The sequence below is a fragment of the Halomonas sp. KM-1 genome, assembly GCF_000246875.1.
GTDB classification, from domain to species: domain Bacteria; phylum Pseudomonadota; class Gammaproteobacteria; order Pseudomonadales; family Halomonadaceae; genus Halomonas; species Halomonas aerodenitrificans.
Window position 1 is genome coordinate 1 of the sequence record NZ_BAEU01000108.1, and the last position, 18,102, is coordinate 18,102.

Consider the following 18,102-nt stretch of genomic DNA (forward strand, 5'->3'; position numbering starts at 1 on the left):
CGGCGGTGCCGGTGGCGGCAGCGGTGGCGGTGCCGGCGGCTGATCTTCCGTGACGACCCGGCCCGGTTCCAACCGGGCCGGATTCTTGTTGCCCTCGGCTGCTCAGGCCTCTCTCTCGGCGAGACCCAGCGCCCAAAGAATGAAAGCGTCCTGGCGGGCATTGTCGTGCCAGGCCTTGAAGCGTCCCGAAGCGCCACCGTGTCCGGCGGCCATGTCGGTGCGCAGCAGCACCGGGCCGCGTGCGGTACCCATTTCCCGTAGTCGGGCATAGAGCTTGGCGGGCTCCCAGTAGGGCACTCTGGTGTCGTGCCAACTGCCCTGAAGAAACAGCGTGGGGTAGGGCTGCGGCGTCAGGTTGTCGAGCGGCGAATAGGCGCGAATGCGTTTTCGCGCATCGGGCTCGTCGGGGTTGCCCCATTCGGTGTATTCGGCGGTGGTCAGCGGCAGGTCGGGGTTCTCCATGGTGCGCAGTACGTCGACGAAGGGCACGTCCAGTAGGGCGGCACAGAAGGCCTCTGGTGCCAGATTGAGGCTGGCGCCCACCAGCAGGCCCCCGGCGCTGGCGCCGTAGGCGGCAATCCGTTCGGCGTCGCTGAAGCCTTTCTCCACCAGCGCGTGGCGCGCCGCCAGAAAGTCGCGAAAACTGTTTTCCTTGTGTTCGAGCTTGCCGGCCAGGTACCAGGGTTCGCCTCGGTCGCCGCCGCCGCGCACATGCGCCACGGCAAAGGCAACGCCGCGCGCAAGCAGCTCCAGCCTGGCCACCGAGAACCAGGGGTCGAGCACCTCGCCGTAGGCGCCATAGCCGTACAGCAGGGTGGGCAGCGGGTGGCCGGCTAGATCGGCACGCATCACCACCGATACCGGAATTCGTTCGCCATCGTGGGCGCGGGCCCAGATGCGTTCACAGCACAGGTCCTGGGGCTGCAGGTCGCCGTGGATGGGCTGCGACTTGAGCACCTGGCGCTGGCCGCTGTCGAGGTCGTGCTCGAGCCAGTGCACCGGCATGACGAACGACTCCTCTCGCAGGCGCAGGCGGCGGCTGTCGAAGTGGGGCATATCGCCGAGCATCAGGCTGCAGGGCGATTCCGGCAGGGGCAGACGCTCGTCTCGTCCGACGGCATGGCCACCATCGAGTTCGACGATGCGCACCCTGACCTGGGCCTCGTGATGGTCGCGCTCGCTAATGGCCAGCCCCCAGTCGAAGGCTTCGACATCCTCCAGGGTGGTGTCGTCGCGGTGTTCGATCAGCGGACGCCAGGGCGCCTGCGGATCATGCTCGTCCACGACCTCGAGGCAGAAGTGGGGGGCGTTGCGGTTGTGCAGCACGTAGAAATATCCGGGACGGTGCTCCAGCCCGTACTCCACGCCCTTCTCCCGTGGCCGGAAGCAGCGCGGCGTCTGGTCGGGCGCCTGGGCCGACAGCAGGTAACACTCGCTGGTGTCCTTCGAGGCGCTCTCTAGCACCAGCCACTGCCGTGAACGTGTCTTGCCCAGCCCCAGCCAGAACTCCGCATCGTCTTCGCGCAGGATCAACGCCGGTTCGCCGGCCTGGCCTCGATTCAGCGGCAGGCGCCAGATGCTGTCGGGGCGCTGGGTGGCGTCGTAGCGGGTGAACAGCAGGGTGGCGTTGTCCTCGGCCCAGGTCAGCTCCGGGCCTATTTCCTCCAGCAGCAGCAGCGGTTCACCGTCGGGCAGCGCCTTGAGGTAGAGCGTGAAGCGCTCATCGCCGCTGGTGTCTTCGGTCCAGGCCAGCCAGCGCTCGTCCGGCGATAGGGCCATGTCGCCCAATTCCAGGTAGTGCTCCGCCGCGGCGCGCTGCTGCAGGTCCAGAAAAGGTACCGCGTCGCTCGGATTGCCGTTGTGATGGCGCCACCATACGGGGTAATCGGCATCGGCGGCGGTCTCGCTCCAGTAGGTGAAGCGATCGAGCGCGGTGGGCAGGCCCTTGATGCCCAGCTCACGACGCGAGAGATGGCCGTGATAGAGCCGCTCCACCAGATCGTCGAGTGGTCTCATCCAGGTCTTGGATTCGTCATTCGCCGCTTCCAGAAAGGCGCTGACCTGCGGGTCGTCGCGGTCTTCCAGCCAATGCCATTCGGGGTCATCGGGGCGGCGAAACCGTTCGACCGGCGACGGCGATGAAAAATCGGCGGCGGGGATAGAGGAACTTTGTGGCGGCTGTGCTTTCATTGGGGCGGGTGTACCATACTCAAAATGACTTTCCATCCTGTACGCTCCGTCATGTGGCGGGGCGTAATGCAACGAAGAGGTATCGATGCTGACATCCGATTCGATGTCCCTACTATGGCTGACCTATCTGGGTTTGTCGCTGGTCGTGCTGGTGGCAGGTTACCTGGGGCTGGCATTTCTACCCCGTATGCTGCGTCTACCCATCACCTGGGCGGTGGCCGGCATTCTGTGGATGCCGACGCGTTTTCGGCTGCCGCTGGTGGAAGGGGAGACCTATACCGGCATGGCGCCGGCGGTGGTGGTGGCTGCCGTGGCGTTTCTCGAGCGCAATGCGTCGACACTGATGTCGACGGCTTTGCTGTTGGCCGCGGGTGCACTGCTGGGCCTGGCCATCGGCGTGTTGCAGGTATGGATGTTTCGTGCCGAGCCTGTGGTTGAAGGCGGTGCGCAGAAGAAAAAGCAACAGGACGAAGAGAGCAGGAAGCGGGACCATAACAGAAGGCGTGCTGGCCAGGGCGGTAGACAACCGCATGCGTCAACCAAGCGCCGGGAGCCGAAGATCGGCTAGGGAGCCCCGATGGGGAGGGAGCGCAACACGATATGGCGCTGGCTGGCAGGGTTGGTCGGTTGCTTGGTAATGGCGGGTCATCTCTCCGCTACAGAGGTAGCGGAGCGGCCCGAGGTCAGGGTCATCTTCGATGTTTCGGGGAGCATGCGTCACAACGACCCCGACCAGCTGGCCGGCAAGGCGCTGGAACTCCTTGTCGCCATGGTGCCCGATGGCGCCACGGCAGGGATCTGGACCTTCGGCGAGCGGGTGCGCAGCCCGCTGCCGCCGTCACCAGTGAACGCCGAGTGGCGCGAGCGTGCCAGGGCGCTGGCACCTCAGCTGGTCGCTTACGAGCAATTCACCGACATCGAGTCGGCGGTCTATCATACGGCCATGGTCGAGCCGAACGGCGTTCCGCTGCACCTGGTGCTGCTTACCGATGGCGTGATCGACCTGCCTGCCTGGCGCGGTAGCAAGCCGGCCATCGATACGTCATCCCGCGAGGCCCTGCTCGATGAGCTTGGTCCACGCCTGGCCGAGGAAGGCGTGGTGATACACGCCATTGCCTTCTCGGACGAGGCCGACCTCGATCTGGTCGAGCGCCTGGCTCAGATGACCGGTGGGCTTTCGGCTTCGGTTGCCGCTCCCGATGCGCTGATGGGCGCCTTCCTCGATATCGTCGATCGCATCTATCCCAGCGATCGCGTACCGGTCACCGACCGGGGGTTCCTCGTCGAGCCGGGACTGCGCGGCTTCACCGCGCTGCTGTTTCGCGGTGAGGAGCCGGCGACGCTGGTCGCACCCGACGGCCGGCGCTACACCGCCGAAGCCCCCCCGGAAGGCGCCGAGTGGCGCAGCGAGCCTCACTACGACCTCATCAAGGTACCTGATCCTCAAGCGGGTCAATGGCGCCTCGAGGGCGGGGCGGGGCCGAACAGCCGCATCACCGTCGAGTCGCCGCTTCACCTGCAGATGAGTGGCGTGTCGAGCACCCTGTATCTCGGTTTCGGCGTGCCGGTGGAGGCTTGGTTCCTGCGCGAGGGTGATGAGGTGGTGGCCGACGCGTTGCCGGCCCATCTCCGTTTGACGGCGGAGCTGCGCGACGAATCGGGCTCGGCCCAGTCGGCGGTGGTACTCGAGCAGCAGGAGGCGCGTTTCGCCGGCAAGCTGCCGGCACCGGTGCTGGCGGGCAAGGCCCAACTGGCGGTGCGTGCCGAAGGCCAAGGCTTTCGCCGGCAGCGTGTTCAGCCGGTCAATGTCCTGCCGGCCGTGGCGGCCCGTCACGACGAGGCCAGCCAGCGGGTCCTGTTGAGTGCCGAACATCCCTTGCTGGATCGTCACAATACCCGTCTTTACGGTCAGCTCCAAGGCGCACACCTTGCCGCTGAGCCGATGGCCGAGCGGCGCTGGAGCATTGCGCTACCTGAGCTGGACACGGCGCTCAGCGTGCCGCTGGTTCTGCGCGGTGAGGTCACCCTCGACGGCGAGACCCACGAGCTGCAGCTACCGCGCCTGGTGCTGTTCCCGTCGGTGACCACGGCGATCGGTCAGGTGGATGCCGGCCCGGCGCTGGAGGTGGTGCGCTTTCACGAAGAGCTGACTCCAGTGCGCGAGCCGCGTGCCACCTCGGAGTCGCCGCTGCCGCAGCCGCTGGAACAGGCAGTGCGCAGCATTCAGCAACTGCCGCGGGCGGCCCAGGAGCGCTGGCGAGAGTGGCAGCCCGTGCTGACCCGGCCGCTCGAGGAGGCCGTGGGAGACCGACGCGGGGCCGGTGCGCTACTGGCCGGTGGGCTGCTGCTACTGCTGGTGCTGTTGGTCGCCTGGCGAATGGCGATACGGCATCGCCATGCCGGATCACGGGAGGAACCGCATGTGTGAGCTGCTGGGCATGAGCGCCAACGTGCCCACCGATATCTGCTTCAGTTTCACCGGCTTCTTGCATCGAGGCGGTGGTACCGGGCCCCATCGTGACGGCTGGGGCATCGCCTTCTACGAGGCGGGCGGCTATCGCGATTTCCGCGACCCTCACCCGTCGATTCGCTCGCCCATTGCCCGGCTGATCACCGACTATCCGATCAAGTCACATATCGTCATCAGCCACATTCGTCAGGCCAATGTCGGTCAGGTTCGTCTGGCCAATACCCATCCCTTCACCCGGGAAATGTGGGGCAGAACGTGGTGCTACGCCCATAACGGCCAGCTCGAAGCGTGGCAGGAATTGCCCTTGAGCTTCTATCGGCCGGTGGGCGATACCGACAGCGAGCACGCCTTCTGCTGGCTGTTGGCCAGCCTGCGCGAACGCTTTGCCGAGGCGCCGCGACTGGCGTCGAGCGACGCGCTGCTGAGCGAAGAGCATCAGGCCCTCTGGCAACGCCTCCATGGCCTTTGCGAAACGCTGCGCGGCAAAGGGGTCTTCAATCTGCTGCTGGCTGACGGCGAGTTTCTCTACACCTATTGCTCGACCAAGCTGGCCCACATCACGCGGCGCGCGCCGTTCGGCAGCGCCGAGCTCTCGGATGCCGAGCTGACGGTCAACTTTGCCGAGCATACGACCCCCGACGACATCGTCTCGGTAATCGCGACGGAGCCGCTGACCAGTAACGAGGCATGGGTTCGCATGGTGCCGGGTGAGCTGTTGGTGTGGCGGCATGGGCGGATCGTGTCCCGCTACGTGACTGAGACAATCACGGAACGAGACTGAGTCCTTTGCCCGCGTCGGCTTGCCTTTCCGGCCGATTTTGCCCAGCTTGGTAGACAAAGGAGCACCCTGAAACCGCACATTCTTTTGTGAACGTTCGTTTGAATCATGCGTTTTACAGGCGAGCGATGCCTGGTATATCGTACCGGCTTTGTCACAACAAGAACCGTCGGGGTCGAGGGTGAGTGACCGTGTCGACGAAGCTGTGGAGATAGCGCCTATGAATGAACAAGCCAACGCCGGTATTCTCAACGGACCTGAGCTGGAAGGCATGGATCGGTATCGGTCGCTGATGGACGTCTTCCATGAAGCAGTGAAGCGTTTTGCCGACAATCCGGCATTCACCTGCATGGGTCAGACGCTCACCTTTGCCGAACTCGACCGTCTCTCGGCCGATTTCGCCGCCTGGCTGCAGCACGAGACCGGGCTTCAGCCGGGCGATCGTATTGCGATTCAACTGCCCAACGTGCTGCAGTTCCCTATCGCGGTGTTTGGCGCCTTGCGCGCCGGCCTGGTGGTAGTCAATACCAATCCGCTCTATACCGAGCGTGAAATGGCGCACCAGTTCAAGGACTCCGGTGCCCGGGCAATCCTGATCCTGGCCAACATGGCCAGCAAGCTCGAGAAGGTGCTCGACCGTACCGACATCGAGCACGTGTTGGTCACCGAGCTTGGCGACATGCACGGCTTCCCCAAGCGTTTCCTCATTAACGCCGTGGTCAAGTACGTCAAGAAGATGGTGCCCTCCTACTCGCTGCCGATGGCGATTCCGTTCCGCAAGGCGCTGAAGGACGGCGCTTCGCGTCAGCATCGCGAAGTCGAGAGAGGGCTCGACGACATCGCCGCGCTGCAGTACACCGGTGGCACCACCGGCCTGCCCAAGGGCACCATGCTCACCCACTGCAACCTGGTGGCCAACATGCTGCAGGCGGATGCGGCCATCGGCCCGGGCCTGGACGAGGGCAAGGAGGTGGTGATCGCGCCGCTACCGGTCTATCACATCTATACCTTCACCGTGAACTGCCTGTTCCTGATGAAGACCGGCAACCACTCGATCCTGATTCCCAACCCCCGGGACCTGGACAACTTCGTCAAGGAGCTGCAGAAGGTCAAGTTCACCGCCTTCATCGGTTTGAACACGCTGTTCAATGCGCTGTGCAACCGTGAGGACTTCCGCAAGCTCGATTTCTCGCAACTGCACCTGACCATTTCCGGTGGCATGGCGCTGACCAAGGCCTCGGCGGAACGCTGGAAGGAGGTCACCGGATGCGACATCGCCGAGGGCTACGGGCTCACCGAAACCGCGCCGGTGGTCAGCTTCAATCCCATCGACGCCATTCAGCTCGGCACCATCGGCAAGCCGGTGGCGGGTACCGCGGTCAAGGTGGTGGACAGCGACGGCAATACCCTGCCGCTGGGCGAGCCGGGCGAGCTGTGCGTGCAGGGGCCCCAGGTGATGAAGGGCTACTGGAACCTGGATGAAGAGACCGCCAAGGTACTGAGCGACGATGGCTGGTTCTCCACCGGCGATATCGCCGTGCTGCAGGAGGACGGTTACATCAAGATCGTCGACCGCAAGAAGGACATGATCCTGGTGTCGGGCTTCAACGTCTATCCCAACGAGATCGAGGACGTGGTGGCCGGTCACCCGGGCGTGGTCGAGTCGGCCGCGGTCGGTGTCAAGGACGAGGACAGCGGCGAGGCGGTGAAGCTGTTCGTGGTCAAGCGCGACGAGAGCCTGGACGAGAAGACGCTGCGCGAGTGGTGCAAGAAGGAGCTGGCCGGCTACAAGGTGCCCAAGTTCGTCGAGTTCCGCGATGAGCTGCCCAAGACCAACGTCGGCAAGGTGCTGCGTCGTCAGTTGCGTGACGAGGAAAGCGACGGCAAGGAGTAGCACGGCCGCGATTGGCCGAACTCCGCTTCCCGGCGTTACAATGATCTGCCCGCTCCGGTGGCCTGGAGCGGGCAGGTTTTTTTCCATGGCAAGAGGATGGCTGTGAGCACCGCAACCCCTACTGGTTCCGCCAATGCCGCCGACAGGGCCGCGCTGGAGCGTCTGGAGCGCGCTTTGGATGACGTCATGCTGCGTGATCGCGAGACGCTCACGCGCAGGCTGAAGGGCCTTGAGCGACGCCTGCGGGAGGGCAAGCCGGTGGATCGCGGCCTGGCCGAGGTGGTGCGCGGCATCGAGCGCTCCGCGGCGCTGGCTGCCAGCCGCCGGGCGCAGCCGGTGACGCTCGACTATCCTCCCGAACTGCCGGTGGCGGAGCGGCGTGACGACATTCTCGCCGCGCTGCGCGAGCACCAGGTGGTGGTGGTGGCCGGCGAGACCGGTTCGGGCAAGACCACCCAACTGCCCAAGCTGTGCCTGGAGCTGGGGCTGGGACGGCGCGGTTTGATCGGCCACACCCAGCCGCGGCGCCTGGCGGCACGCTCGGTGGCCACACGCCTGGCCGAGGAGCTCCAGGTGTCGCTGGGTGAGCAGGTGGGCTATCAGGTGCGCTTCACCGATCAGAGCGGCGACGCCACCCTGGTCAAGCTGATGACTGACGGCATCCTGCTGGCCGAGACCCGCCACGACCCGGATCTGACCCGCTACGAAGCGATCATCATCGACGAGGCCCATGAGCGTAGCCTCAACATCGATTTCCTGCTCGGCTACCTCAAGCGGCTGCTGCCGCGCCGGCCTGAACTCAAGGTGATCATCACCTCGGCCACCATCGACGTGGCGCGCTTCGCCGAGCACTTTGCGCTGCCCGGCGAGAAGGGCGGGCCCCGACCGGCGCCAGTTGTCGAGGTGTCGGGGCGCACCTACCCGGTGGAGGTGCACTACCGGCCGCTGGTGCGCGAGGAGGAGGACGAGGCCGATCGCACCCTGCAGGAGGGCATTCTCCACGCGGTGGAGGAGATCGAACAGATCGAGCGGGACAAGCGCTGGTTCCACGGCCCACGGGACATCCTGGTGTTCCTGCCCGGTGAGCGCGAGATCCGCGAGACCGCCGATACGCTGCGCCGCGCCGACCTCAAGGCCACCGAGATCCTGCCGCTCTATGCGCGGCTCTCCAACGCCGAGCAGAATCGCGTGTTCGCTCCTCACGCCGGGCGGCGTATCGTGCTGGCCACCAACGTTGCCGAGACCTCGCTCACGGTGCCCGGTATCCGCTACGTGATCGATCCGGGGCTGGTGCGCATCAGCCGCTACAGCTATCGCTCCAAGATCCAGCGGCTGCCGGTGGAGCCGGTCAGCCAGGCCAGCGCCGACCAGCGCAAGGGGCGCTGCGGGCGCGTGGCCGAGGGGGTGTGCATTCGCCTCTACGACGAGGAGGATTTCCTCTCCCGTCCTGAATTCACCGATCCCGAGATTCGGCGTACCAACCTGGCCTCGGTGATCCTCTCGATGCTGTCGCTCAAGCTCGGCGACATCGAGCAGTTCCCCTTCGTCGATCCACCCGATTCGCGCTTCATCACCGACGGCTTCCGCCTGCTGTTCGAGCTGGGTGCGGTGGACGAGAGCAATCGTCTGACGACGATAGGGCGCAAGCTCGCCCGGCTGCCCATCGATCCGCGCCTGGCGCGCATGGTGTTGGCCGGCGCCGAGCAGGGCAGCTTGCGCGACGTACTGGTGGTGGTCTCGGCGCTGGCAGTGCAGGACCCGCGCGACCGCCCGGCGGAGAAGCGCGAGGCCGCCGATCAGGCCCACCGCCGCTGGCACGACCCGGACTCCGACTTCGTCGCCCTGCTCAACCTGTGGCAGGGCTTCGAGGCGGCCCGCGAGGAACTCTCCGGCAATCGCCTGCGGCGCTGGTGCAAGGAGCGCTACCTCAACTACCTGCGTCTGCGGGAATGGCACGACACCTTCCGCCAGCTGCGTCAGCTGCTGCGCGAGATGGAGATCGAGGTGCCTCCGCCCACGCCGCCGCCCGAGCCCGCCGGTGAAGGGGAGACCCTCGACCAGGCGCGACAACAGGCCCGCCGGCAGAACGCCGTGCAGCTGCACAAGGCGCTGCTGCCGGGGCTGCTCTCACATCTGGGCATGCTTACCGAAAACCGCGAATACCTGGGGGCACGCAACCGCAAGTTCGTCATCCACCCCGGCTCCGGGCTGGCCAAGAAAACGCCCAAGTGGCTGATGGCCTTCGAGCTGGTGGAGACCACCCGACTGTTCGCGCGAACGGTGGCCAGGATCGAACCGCAGTGGATTGAGCCCGTCGCCGGCCATCTGGTCAAGCGCAGCCACAGCGAGCCCCACTGGGAAATGAAGCGTGCCCAGGTGGTGGCCAAGGAGCAGGTCACCCTGTTCGGCCTGCCCATCGTCAGCGGCCGCAGCGTGCACTACGGACCGATTGCCCCGCGCGAATCGCGCGAACTGTTCATCCGCCGGGCGCTGGTGGAGGGGGATTTCCGCACCAAGGGGGAATTCTTCGACTACAATCGCGCTCTGGTGGAAGAGGTCGAAGAGCTGGAGGATCGCGCCCGCAAGCGTGACATTCTGGTCGACGAGGAGACGCTGTTCGCCTTCTACGACGAGCGCATCCCCGAGGATATCGTCAACGGCAAGGGCTTCGAGGCGTGGCGCAATAAGGCCGAGGCCAAGGATCCCGCCATCCTCAAGTTCGATCGCGCCGCGCTGCTGGCCCGGGAAGCGGCGGAGGTCACCCAGGCCCAGTACCCCGATGAGCTGGTGCTCGCTGGGGTGCGCTATCCGCTTGCCTACCGCTTCGAACCGGGAGCGCCGGACGACGGTGTGACCCTGACGGTGCCGGCGGCGATGCTGCCGCAGCTGCCGCGGGCACGGCTCGAATGGCTGGTGCCGGGGCTGCTACGGGAGAAGTGCATCGCCCTGCTAAAGTCGCTGCCCAAGGCGATCCGCCGCCAGGTGGTGCCGATTCCCGACTGGGTCGATGCGGCGCTGGAGACGCTCACGCCCGACGACGTGCCGCTCAGCGAGGCGCTGGGGGAGTTTCTGCGCCGCCGCACCGGGGTGCGCGTACACCCCGACGATTGGCGCTACGACCAGCTCGAGCCCCACCTGATCATGAACGTGCGTGTCGTGAATCATGAAGGCAAGGTGCTTGGCCAGGGCCGTGACGCGCGCGAGCTCGAGCGGCGCTTCGAAGCCGCGGCGGGCGAGGGCGCCAGGGCGCTGGCGGCCGAAGTCAGCGACGCGCCGGATGTCGACGGGTTGTCCGACACTCCGCTGCCCGCGTCGCGGGTGACCACCCAGGCAGGTATCCGGGTCGAGGCGTATCCGGCGCTGGTGCCGGAAGGAGACGCCTTCCGCATCGAGCTGTTCGATCATCCCGGCAAGGCCGAGCAGGCCCATCGCCGCGGCGTGGTGCGGCTGGCCATGACCCGCCTGCCCGAGCAGGTGCGTGTCATCCAGCAGCTCAAGGGGCTCGATGCCTGCGCCCTGCTGTTCACCAAGGTGGGCAGCAAGCGGGTCCTGGTCGACGACGTGGTCGAGGCGGTATTCGCCCGTAGCATGGGCATGGCACCGTTGCCGCGCAGCAACGCCGAGCTCGACGCTCGCCTTGCTGCGACCCGCGGCGACCTGGTGCCCACTGCCGAAGCACTGGTCGCCACGCTCAAGCGAGCGCTGGAAGGCCACCTGGCGGTGACCAAGGCGCTGAAGGGCAACCTGAACCTGGCGCTGGCCTTGGTATACAGTGATTTGAAGGTGCAGATGCAGCGGTTGGTGCACCCCGGCTTCGTGAGCGAAGCTGGAGAGTGGCTCGAGGAGTATCCGCGCTACATGGAGGCGGCCCTGATCCGCCTGGAGAAAGCCCCACGCGAGCGCATGCGCGATCAGATGCACATGCAGGACGTGCAGGACTTCGAGGCGCGCCTGGCCGCGCGCCGTGAAAGCCAGCGCCGCGGTGGCCACGAGGATCCCGAGCTGGTGGAGTTCGGCTGGTGGATCGAGGAGCTGCGGGTTTCGCTGTTCGCCCAGCAGTTGGGCACGCGCATGCCGGTCTCCGTCAAGCGTCTCGAGCGACGCTGGACGGAACTGACAGGACACGGTCAAGGTGGGGCCTGACCCGCCGATAAACGAGACATGAGGCATCGGTTCGCCGATGTCAGCCAGCGGTCGACAGGCCGCATGAGGGAGACACTGATGACAGACGTCGTGATTACCGGTACGGGACTCTTCACGCCGGAGCACGCCATCGACAACGATGCGCTGGTCGCCTCGTTCAACGCTTGGGTGGATATCGAGAACGAACGCCATGCCGCCGCCATCGCGGCCGGCGAGCGCGAACCGCTGGCATATTCGAGCAGCGAGTTCATCGTCAAGGCGTCGGGGATCCACAGCCGCTACGTGCTGGATGCCGAGGGCATTCTCGACCCCGAGCGCATGCGTCCGCGTCTGCCCCAGCGCAGCAACGACGAACTCTCCATCCAGTGCGAGATGGGGCTTGTCGCCGCACGTCAGGCTCTCGCCGCCGCCGGCGTCGAAGCCGGCGACATCGACATGGTGATCGTTGCCTGTTCCAACCTGGAGCGCCCCTATCCGGCGGTGGCGGTGGAACTGCAGGCGGCCCTGGGCACCACCGGGCATGCCTTCGACATGAACGTGGCCTGCAGCTCGGCGACCTTTGCCATCGATCTGGCGGCAGGTGCCATTCGCGGCGGCAACGTCCGGCGTGCCCTGGTGGTCAATCCCGAGATCTGCTCGGCCCACCTCAACTTTCGCGACCGCGACAGCCACTTCATCTTCGGCGATGCCTGTACCGCCATCGTGCTGGAGAACGCCGCACTGGCCACTGCCGAGCGCCGCTTCGAGATCCTCGGGACCCGCCTGGTCACGCGCTTCTCCAATGCCATTCGCAACAATGCCGGCTTCCTCAATCGGGTCACCGACAGCGACCCCCTGGCCAGCGACAAGCTGTTCGTACAGGAAGGGCGGCGGGTGTTCAAGGAGGTCTGCCCCATGGTGGCGGCCATGATCAGCGACCATCTGGCCAGCCTCGACCTGACCGGTGGCGATCTCTCGCGCCTGTGGCTGCACCAGGCCAATCACCACATGAACGACCTGATCGCCCGGCGGGTGCTGGGGCACGATCCCGAACCCGGGCAGGCGCCGATCATCCTCGATCGCTATGCCAATACCAGCTCCGCCGGTTCGATCATTGCCTTCCATCTGCACCGTGACGACCTGGCCTCGGGCGACATAGGGGTGGTCTGCTCGTTCGGCGCCGGGTACAGTGCCGGCTGCGTGGTGGTGCGTCGGCTGTGACGCACCCCTCTACGAGAACCTTGAGGAGACGTAGCCGATGGTCGTGAAGCAGACCGGCTTTTTTACCCGGGCCCTGGTCGCCATGTCGCTGTTGGCCATGCTGGCGGGCTGTGCCGGACGGGTGGCGGTGGAGGATCGCCATCCCGACGACCCCTGGGAGGGCTTCAATCGCAGGGTCTTCACCTTCAACGAGGCGGTCGACCGGGCTGTACTGCGGCCGGTGGCGCGCGGCTATCGCACCGTCACGCCTCAGCCGGTGCAGACCGGGGTCGGCAACTTCTTCTCCAACCTCGGCGAGATCCGCACCGCACTCAACAGCCTGCTGCAGGGCAAGCCGGCCAATGCCGGTCTCGCTACCTCGCGCTTCGTGATCAACTCCACGGTGGGTATCGCCGGTCTGTGGGACTTCGCCACCCACATGGGCATCACCGTACAGGATGAGGATTTCGGCCAGACCCTGGGCGTCTGGGGGGTATCGGAAGGACCCTATCTGGTCCTGCCGTTCCTTGGCCCCAGCACGGTAAGGGATACCGCCGGCCTGCCGCTGGATACAGTGACCTATCCGCTCTATTACGTGGAAGATGACAAGGTACGCTATGGCCTGACCGCGCTGCGTGTCGTCGACGTGCGCGCAGGCTTCCTCGATCAGGAAGAGTTGATCCGGGGGGATCGCTATGTCTTCATACGCGATGCTTACCTGCAGCGTAGACGCTTCGAAGTCAGCGACGGCGAGTTGGGCGACGATCCCTTCGCCAGCGATGAGTTCGACTTCGATTTCGATGACGCCGACTTCGATGATGCCTTCGACGACGCCTTCGAAGAACCCGAGGGCGACGATGCCGACTTCGCCGATTGAGGTCTGAGCCGATGGATCTACCCAAGCCGTTGATTGGCGTTCTCGACGAGCCCGGTGCCTACCGCGACGCGCTGGCGGAAACCATCGCCCGTGATGGTCTGGCGGTGTTCGCCGCCGAGCGCCTCGAGGATCTGCCCAAGGAGACGGTCTTGGTGGTGGCCCATGCTCAGGCGATTCCCAGCCTGGCCTGGTCGAGCCTGACGGAGCGCCTGCCCACCGTGGTGGTGAGCGACTCGCGGCTCGATGCCGATCTGCTGACTGCCGTCGACGTGGGGCTGGTGGATTACGTGGTCGAGCCGATGCGTCATGGGCAGCTGTTGCGGCGCATGATCCGCAAGGCGATCGAGCTGCGGCGGTTGGAGGATCAGCGCAAGCACGACCGCGAGCGACTCGCCCAGCTCAACGCGCATCTGGAAGAGTTGAACGAGAGCCTGGAGACGCACCTGGCGCTGCTGCGGCTCGACCAGCAGGCCGGTGGGCACATTCAGCGCAAGCTGCTGCCGCCTCACCCTCAGACCATCGAAGGGGTGAGCTGCGATTACTGGCTGATTCCCTCGCTCTACCTGTCGGGAGATTTTCTCGATTTCCAGCGTCTGGACGATCGTCACATTCTTTTCTATTTTGCCGACGTCTCCGGTCACGGTGCCTCTTCCGCCTTCGTCACCGTGCTGCTCAAGTATCTGTTCAACCGCTGGTTGGCCGCCTGGGATGCGGATCAGCCGACGGAGATGCCGGCACGCTGGCTGGCATCGCTCAACCGTGAGTTGTTGGACACCGGGATCGGCAAGCACGCCACCCTGTTCGTTGGTGTCATTGACCGCCAGACCCGTGAGCTTCACTATTCGCTTGGCGCCCAACTGCCGAAGCCGCTGTTGGTAGCCGACGGGACGGTGAGCGAGCTGCCCGGTGAAGGTATGCCGGTCGGTCTGTTTCCCGACGTGGAGTATCCACGTTTGACGTATACGCTACCGTCGAACTTCCGGTTATGGTTGTGTTCGGATGGAATACTGGAGTGCCTGCCGGGCGAAACGCTCGACACGCGGCTCAGGGAGCTCGAGCAACGTGTTTTGAACTGTGCGACGTTGGAGCGGCTTCGCGACAGCCTGATGCTGGACACTCCCCGCGACATCGATGCCGAAGGGGATGGCGGCGGACAGGAACTGCCCGATGACCTGACGATCATGATGTTGAGCGGATTTGGTAATGATCACGAATGAAGGCCGCGTCAAGGCGGCGTTCGACTCTGGTGTCTTCGTGCTCAAGCTGTGCGGCGACGTACGCTTGACGCTCTGCGCGACCCTCGACAGCCAGGCCCAGCAGCTGGCCCGAACGCCGGGGCTGCAGTCGCTGATAATCGATCTGCGCGAGGCCACCAACGTGGACTCCACCGCCTTGGGCTTCCTGGCCAAGGTCGCCATGGCGGTCAAGGATCACATCCTCTACAAGCCTACCATCGTGGTGGACAACCCCGATGTGCAGCGCATGCTCGAAGTGATGGGCTTCGCCCAGTTCTTCGCCATGGTGAAAGCGCCGCTGACCGAGACCTGTGAGCTGTGTGACCTGCCTGAAATTCCCGCCGACATGGAAGAGATGCGCAAGCGCATCCTGGAAGCGCACCGCATCCTGATGCGCATGAACGAGCACAACCGGGAAGAGTTCCAGCCGCTGGTGGAAATGCTGGAGGCTCAGGAGACCTCACACTCCCACAAGGATTGAGCCCAGGGGCCACCCAGACAGGAGCCAAGCCCCAGAGGGACCCGCTTGCGGCCGACATGGCGTCGTTGCCATGTCAACCGCACCCATCGTCGTCAGGCTGCTGCTCAGCCCTGACGCAGCTCTCCCAGCAGTTTCTCCAACTTGCGCTGATCGTCGGCGAACTTGCGAATCCCCTCGGCCAGCTTCTCTGTGGCCATGGCGTCTTCGTTCATCGCCCAGCGGTACTCGGCTTCGTCCTGAGGCTCGGGCGGCGACGTCTCGGCGTCGACCGGCGTCAGGCGGCGCTCGAGCCGGTCTTGGCTCTCTGCCAGTTCGCTGAGCAGGGCAGGGGAGATGGTCAGGCGGTCGCAGCCGGCAAGGGCCAGGATCTCACCGGTATTGCGGAAGCTGGCACCCATCACGATGGTCTTGTAGCCATGCCCCTTGTAGTGCTCGTAGATGCGCTTGACCGACTTCACTCCGGGGTCGTTATCGCCGCTGAAGTCGGCATCCGGCCACTTGTCGCGATTCCAGTCGAGGATGCGGCCGACGAACGGCGAGACCAGTGTTACGCCGGCGTCGGCGCAGGCCTGGGCCTGGGCGAAGCTGAACAGCAGGGTCAGATTGCAGTGGATACCCTCGCGCTCCAGCTGACGGGCGGCGCGAATGCCCTCCCAGGTCGAGGCGATCTTGATCAAGATGCGCTCAGGGCCGATGCCGTGGCGGTCGTAACGTTCGATCAGCGAGTGCGCGCGGGCCAGAGTCGCCTCGGTATCGAAGGATAGTCGTGCACTGACTTCGGTGGAGACGTAGCCGGGAACGAGACCGCTGATCTCGCTGCCGATCTCCACTGCCACGGCATCCAGCGCATCGTCGATGTCGGTGGCCTGCCGAGCGATCTCTGCCAGCCGCTCGCGTCGGCCCTCATGCTGGGCTGCCTGCAGGATCAAGGAAGGATTGGTGGTCGCATCGGTGGGCGAGAAGCGTTGGATAGCCTCGATATCGCCGGTGTCGGCCACGACGGTACTCATCGTCTTGAGTTGGGTAAGCAGGTCCTCGGCCATGGAACTCCCTTCGTTGGCGTGATGGTTTACGTCACTTTAGCAAGGCAACGCTGCTTTCTGTACCCCGCAGGTGCGGTGGAGCATCGATGACACGAGGCTGCCAGACATCGGCATGGAGGACAGGCTCGGACTCTGCCAGACTTTCCTGGGCTGCAGTGATGCGAAAGCGGCCGGCGTGAGCCTGCATGTGCTCGGCCTTCTCGCGCAGTGCGTGGGCACTTTGGCTGGAGTGAGCCACCAACTGCTGATTGTCCTGGGTGACCCTGGTCATGTCGTCCATGGCCTGGTTGAGCTGCGCGATGCCGTCATGCTGCTGCTGTGACGCGCGTTCGATGTCTGCCATCAGTCGGTTGACTTCGTCGATTGCCTGCACGATCTCCGTCATGCCCTGATTGGCGTGGCTCGAGAGTTCGTTACCGCGCCGAGTGCTGTCGCGGGAGGCGCCGAGCAGGTCGCGAATCCGGTGGGCGGCCTCGGCACTGCGAGAGGCCAGGGAGCGCACCTCGCCGGCAACCACGCCGAAGCCACGGCCATGGTCGCCGGCCCGGGCGGCCTCCACCGATGCATTGAGCGCCAGGATGTTGGTCTGGAAAGCGATCGAGTCGATCAGGTCGACGATCGCGTTGACTTGGGTCGCGTGCTCGTGGATCTCTTCCATCGTCCTGATGAAGCGCTGCATCACGACTTCTCCCTGCTGCGCCTTGTCGAGAGCAGTATTGGCCAGTGTTCTGACCTGGTTGGCGCTTTCGGCATTGTCCGCCACGTTGTCGGTCAGCTCACGCAGGTGCGAGGCGGTCTTTTCGAGGGCCGCGCCCTGCTGGCGAGTACGTACGGCAAGCGACTGGTTGCTCTGCGCCAACCGCTCGGCGCTGTCGAGGACGTGATGGCTGGTGCCATGCAGATGGCTAACCGTCTCTACCAGCGATTGCTGCATGCCCGAAAGTTCGTGGAAGAGCTGGCTGATCTCCTTGAAGCCGCTGGCCACGACAGGCTCGGTCAGGTTGCCCTTGGCGATGGTGCGGAAATGGACCACGACGTTCTGCAGCGGGGTAAGAACGCAGCGCTGACCCAGCCAGGCCATGAGAACCAGGACGACGAGGGTCAGAGCGAGACCGGAGGTCAGCAGCCAGGTGAACAGTTGGGCCTGACCTTCCGCATGGTGCAGCAGCGCCACACCCTGTTGGTCGGCCAAGGCATAGAAGTGCCGCGCGCTCTCGGTCAGGGCTTGGCTGTTATCCACGGCTTCCAGGGTCAACTGCCGGTAGGCGCTGCGATCGCCTGCTCGTATGGCCATGAGCTGTTGCTGCATCGTTTCGATCAGCCTCGTGGCGTCAGCGTCGAGGGTATCGCGCAAGGCGCCATGCGGCGTAGAGCGTGTAGCTTCGAGGAAGGAAGTAAGGCTAGTCGTCATTTCTTCGAGTTCGGCTTCTATCGCTTGCAGAGCCGCCAACGGGTCACCCAGGGAGGGGCGCAGCTGTCGCTCCAGGGCGCGGTCCATGCGATTGAGCCCCTCGAGGCTGGCGATATGCATGCGGTTGAGCGTCGAGGCCTGCTCTACGTTGATCCGTTCGAGCGCGGTAAGGTCGAGCCGGCTCTGCTGCATCACTTTCCAGGTCAGCGAAGCGAAAGCCAGCAGCAGCAGGGTTACCAGGCCCAGCATGACAAGGCTGGCTCGACGGATGGAGAGGTTCTGAAGGCGCGTCACTTGGTGCTCCCTGAAGGCGTTTGATCGAATTCAGGGAAAGGGTAAAGCGCTAATATTGCATTTCATGACAAAGGCGGCTTCGTTTCGAGGCGATCTTCCCCAAGCAT

At 64.9% G+C, this 18,102-nt stretch carries 12 protein-coding genes; 9 read left to right on the forward strand and 3 right to left on the reverse strand.

Annotated features, from left to right (window positions below; translation table 11 throughout):
- Positions 1-102 precede the first annotated feature (102 nt).
- The gene (locus B8115_RS11245) at positions 103-2,190 is read right to left on the reverse strand and encodes a S9 family peptidase (protein WP_010627895.1); all 2,088 of its coding nucleotides are present in this window, start codon (positions 2,188-2,190) and stop codon (positions 103-105) included.
- An 85-nt stretch (positions 2,191-2,275) separates the two neighbouring features.
- On the opposite strand from B8115_RS11245, the gene B8115_RS11250 reads away from it, so the two are divergent.
- From B8115_RS11250 to B8115_RS11290, 9 genes are all read left to right on the forward strand, one after another.
- The gene (locus B8115_RS11250) at positions 2,276-2,758 is read left to right on the forward strand and encodes a hypothetical protein (protein ID WP_010627896.1); all 483 of its coding nucleotides are present in this window, start codon (positions 2,276-2,278) and stop codon (positions 2,756-2,758) included.
- Positions 2,759-2,767: 9 nt separating this feature from the next.
- Complete coding sequence (locus B8115_RS11255) at positions 2,768-4,618, forward strand: vWA domain-containing protein (protein ID WP_026038054.1); 1,851 nt, start codon at positions 2,768-2,770, stop codon at positions 4,616-4,618.
- Entirely contained in the window at positions 4,611-5,441 is an 831-nt protein-coding gene (locus tag B8115_RS11260) for a class II glutamine amidotransferase (RefSeq protein ID WP_010627898.1), read from the forward strand. The genes B8115_RS11255 and B8115_RS11260 overlap by 8 nt, the downstream gene beginning before the upstream one ends.
- A gap of 217 nt (positions 5,442-5,658) precedes the next feature.
- Positions 5,659-7,332, forward strand: a complete 1,674-nt coding sequence (locus B8115_RS11265; RefSeq protein ID WP_010627899.1) for an AMP-binding protein — start codon at positions 5,659-5,661, stop codon at positions 7,330-7,332.
- 96 nt (positions 7,333-7,428) lie between these two features.
- A complete protein-coding gene (gene hrpA / locus B8115_RS11270) occupies positions 7,429-11,475 on the forward strand; it encodes an ATP-dependent RNA helicase HrpA (protein ID WP_035590876.1) in 4,047 nt (1,348 codons plus the stop codon).
- A 78-nt stretch (positions 11,476-11,553) separates the two neighbouring features.
- A complete protein-coding gene (locus B8115_RS11275) occupies positions 11,554-12,675 on the forward strand; it encodes a beta-ketoacyl-ACP synthase III (RefSeq protein ID WP_010627901.1) in 1,122 nt (373 codons plus the stop codon).
- 37 nt (positions 12,676-12,712) lie between these two features.
- Positions 12,713-13,531 carry a VacJ family lipoprotein gene (locus tag B8115_RS11280; RefSeq protein WP_010627902.1) on the forward strand — a complete coding sequence of 273 codons (819 nt, stop codon included), beginning with the start codon at positions 12,713-12,715 and terminating at the stop codon, positions 13,529-13,531.
- Positions 13,532-13,542: 11 nt separating this feature from the next.
- Positions 13,543-14,748 carry a PP2C family protein-serine/threonine phosphatase gene (locus B8115_RS11285; protein WP_010627903.1) on the forward strand — a complete coding sequence of 402 codons (1,206 nt, stop codon included), beginning with the start codon at positions 13,543-13,545 and terminating at the stop codon, positions 14,746-14,748.
- Complete coding sequence (locus tag B8115_RS11290; RefSeq protein ID WP_010627904.1) at positions 14,735-15,247, forward strand: STAS domain-containing protein; 513 nt, start codon at positions 14,735-14,737, stop codon at positions 15,245-15,247. Before B8115_RS11285 ends, B8115_RS11290 begins: the two co-directional genes overlap by 14 nt.
- Positions 15,248-15,351: 104 nt before the next feature.
- On the opposite strand, the gene tal is transcribed toward B8115_RS11290, so the two are convergent.
- Both tal and B8115_RS11300 read right to left on the reverse strand, forming a co-directional pair.
- Positions 15,352-16,290: a transaldolase gene (gene tal / locus B8115_RS11295; RefSeq protein WP_010627905.1), complete on the reverse strand. Its 939-nt coding sequence runs from the start codon at positions 16,288-16,290 to the stop codon at positions 15,352-15,354.
- Between the two features lie 31 nt (positions 16,291-16,321).
- Positions 16,322-17,995 carry a methyl-accepting chemotaxis protein gene (locus tag B8115_RS11300; RefSeq protein WP_141638572.1) on the reverse strand — a complete coding sequence of 558 codons (1,674 nt, stop codon included), beginning with the start codon at positions 17,993-17,995 and terminating at the stop codon, positions 16,322-16,324.
- Positions 17,996-18,102 lie beyond the last annotated feature (107 nt).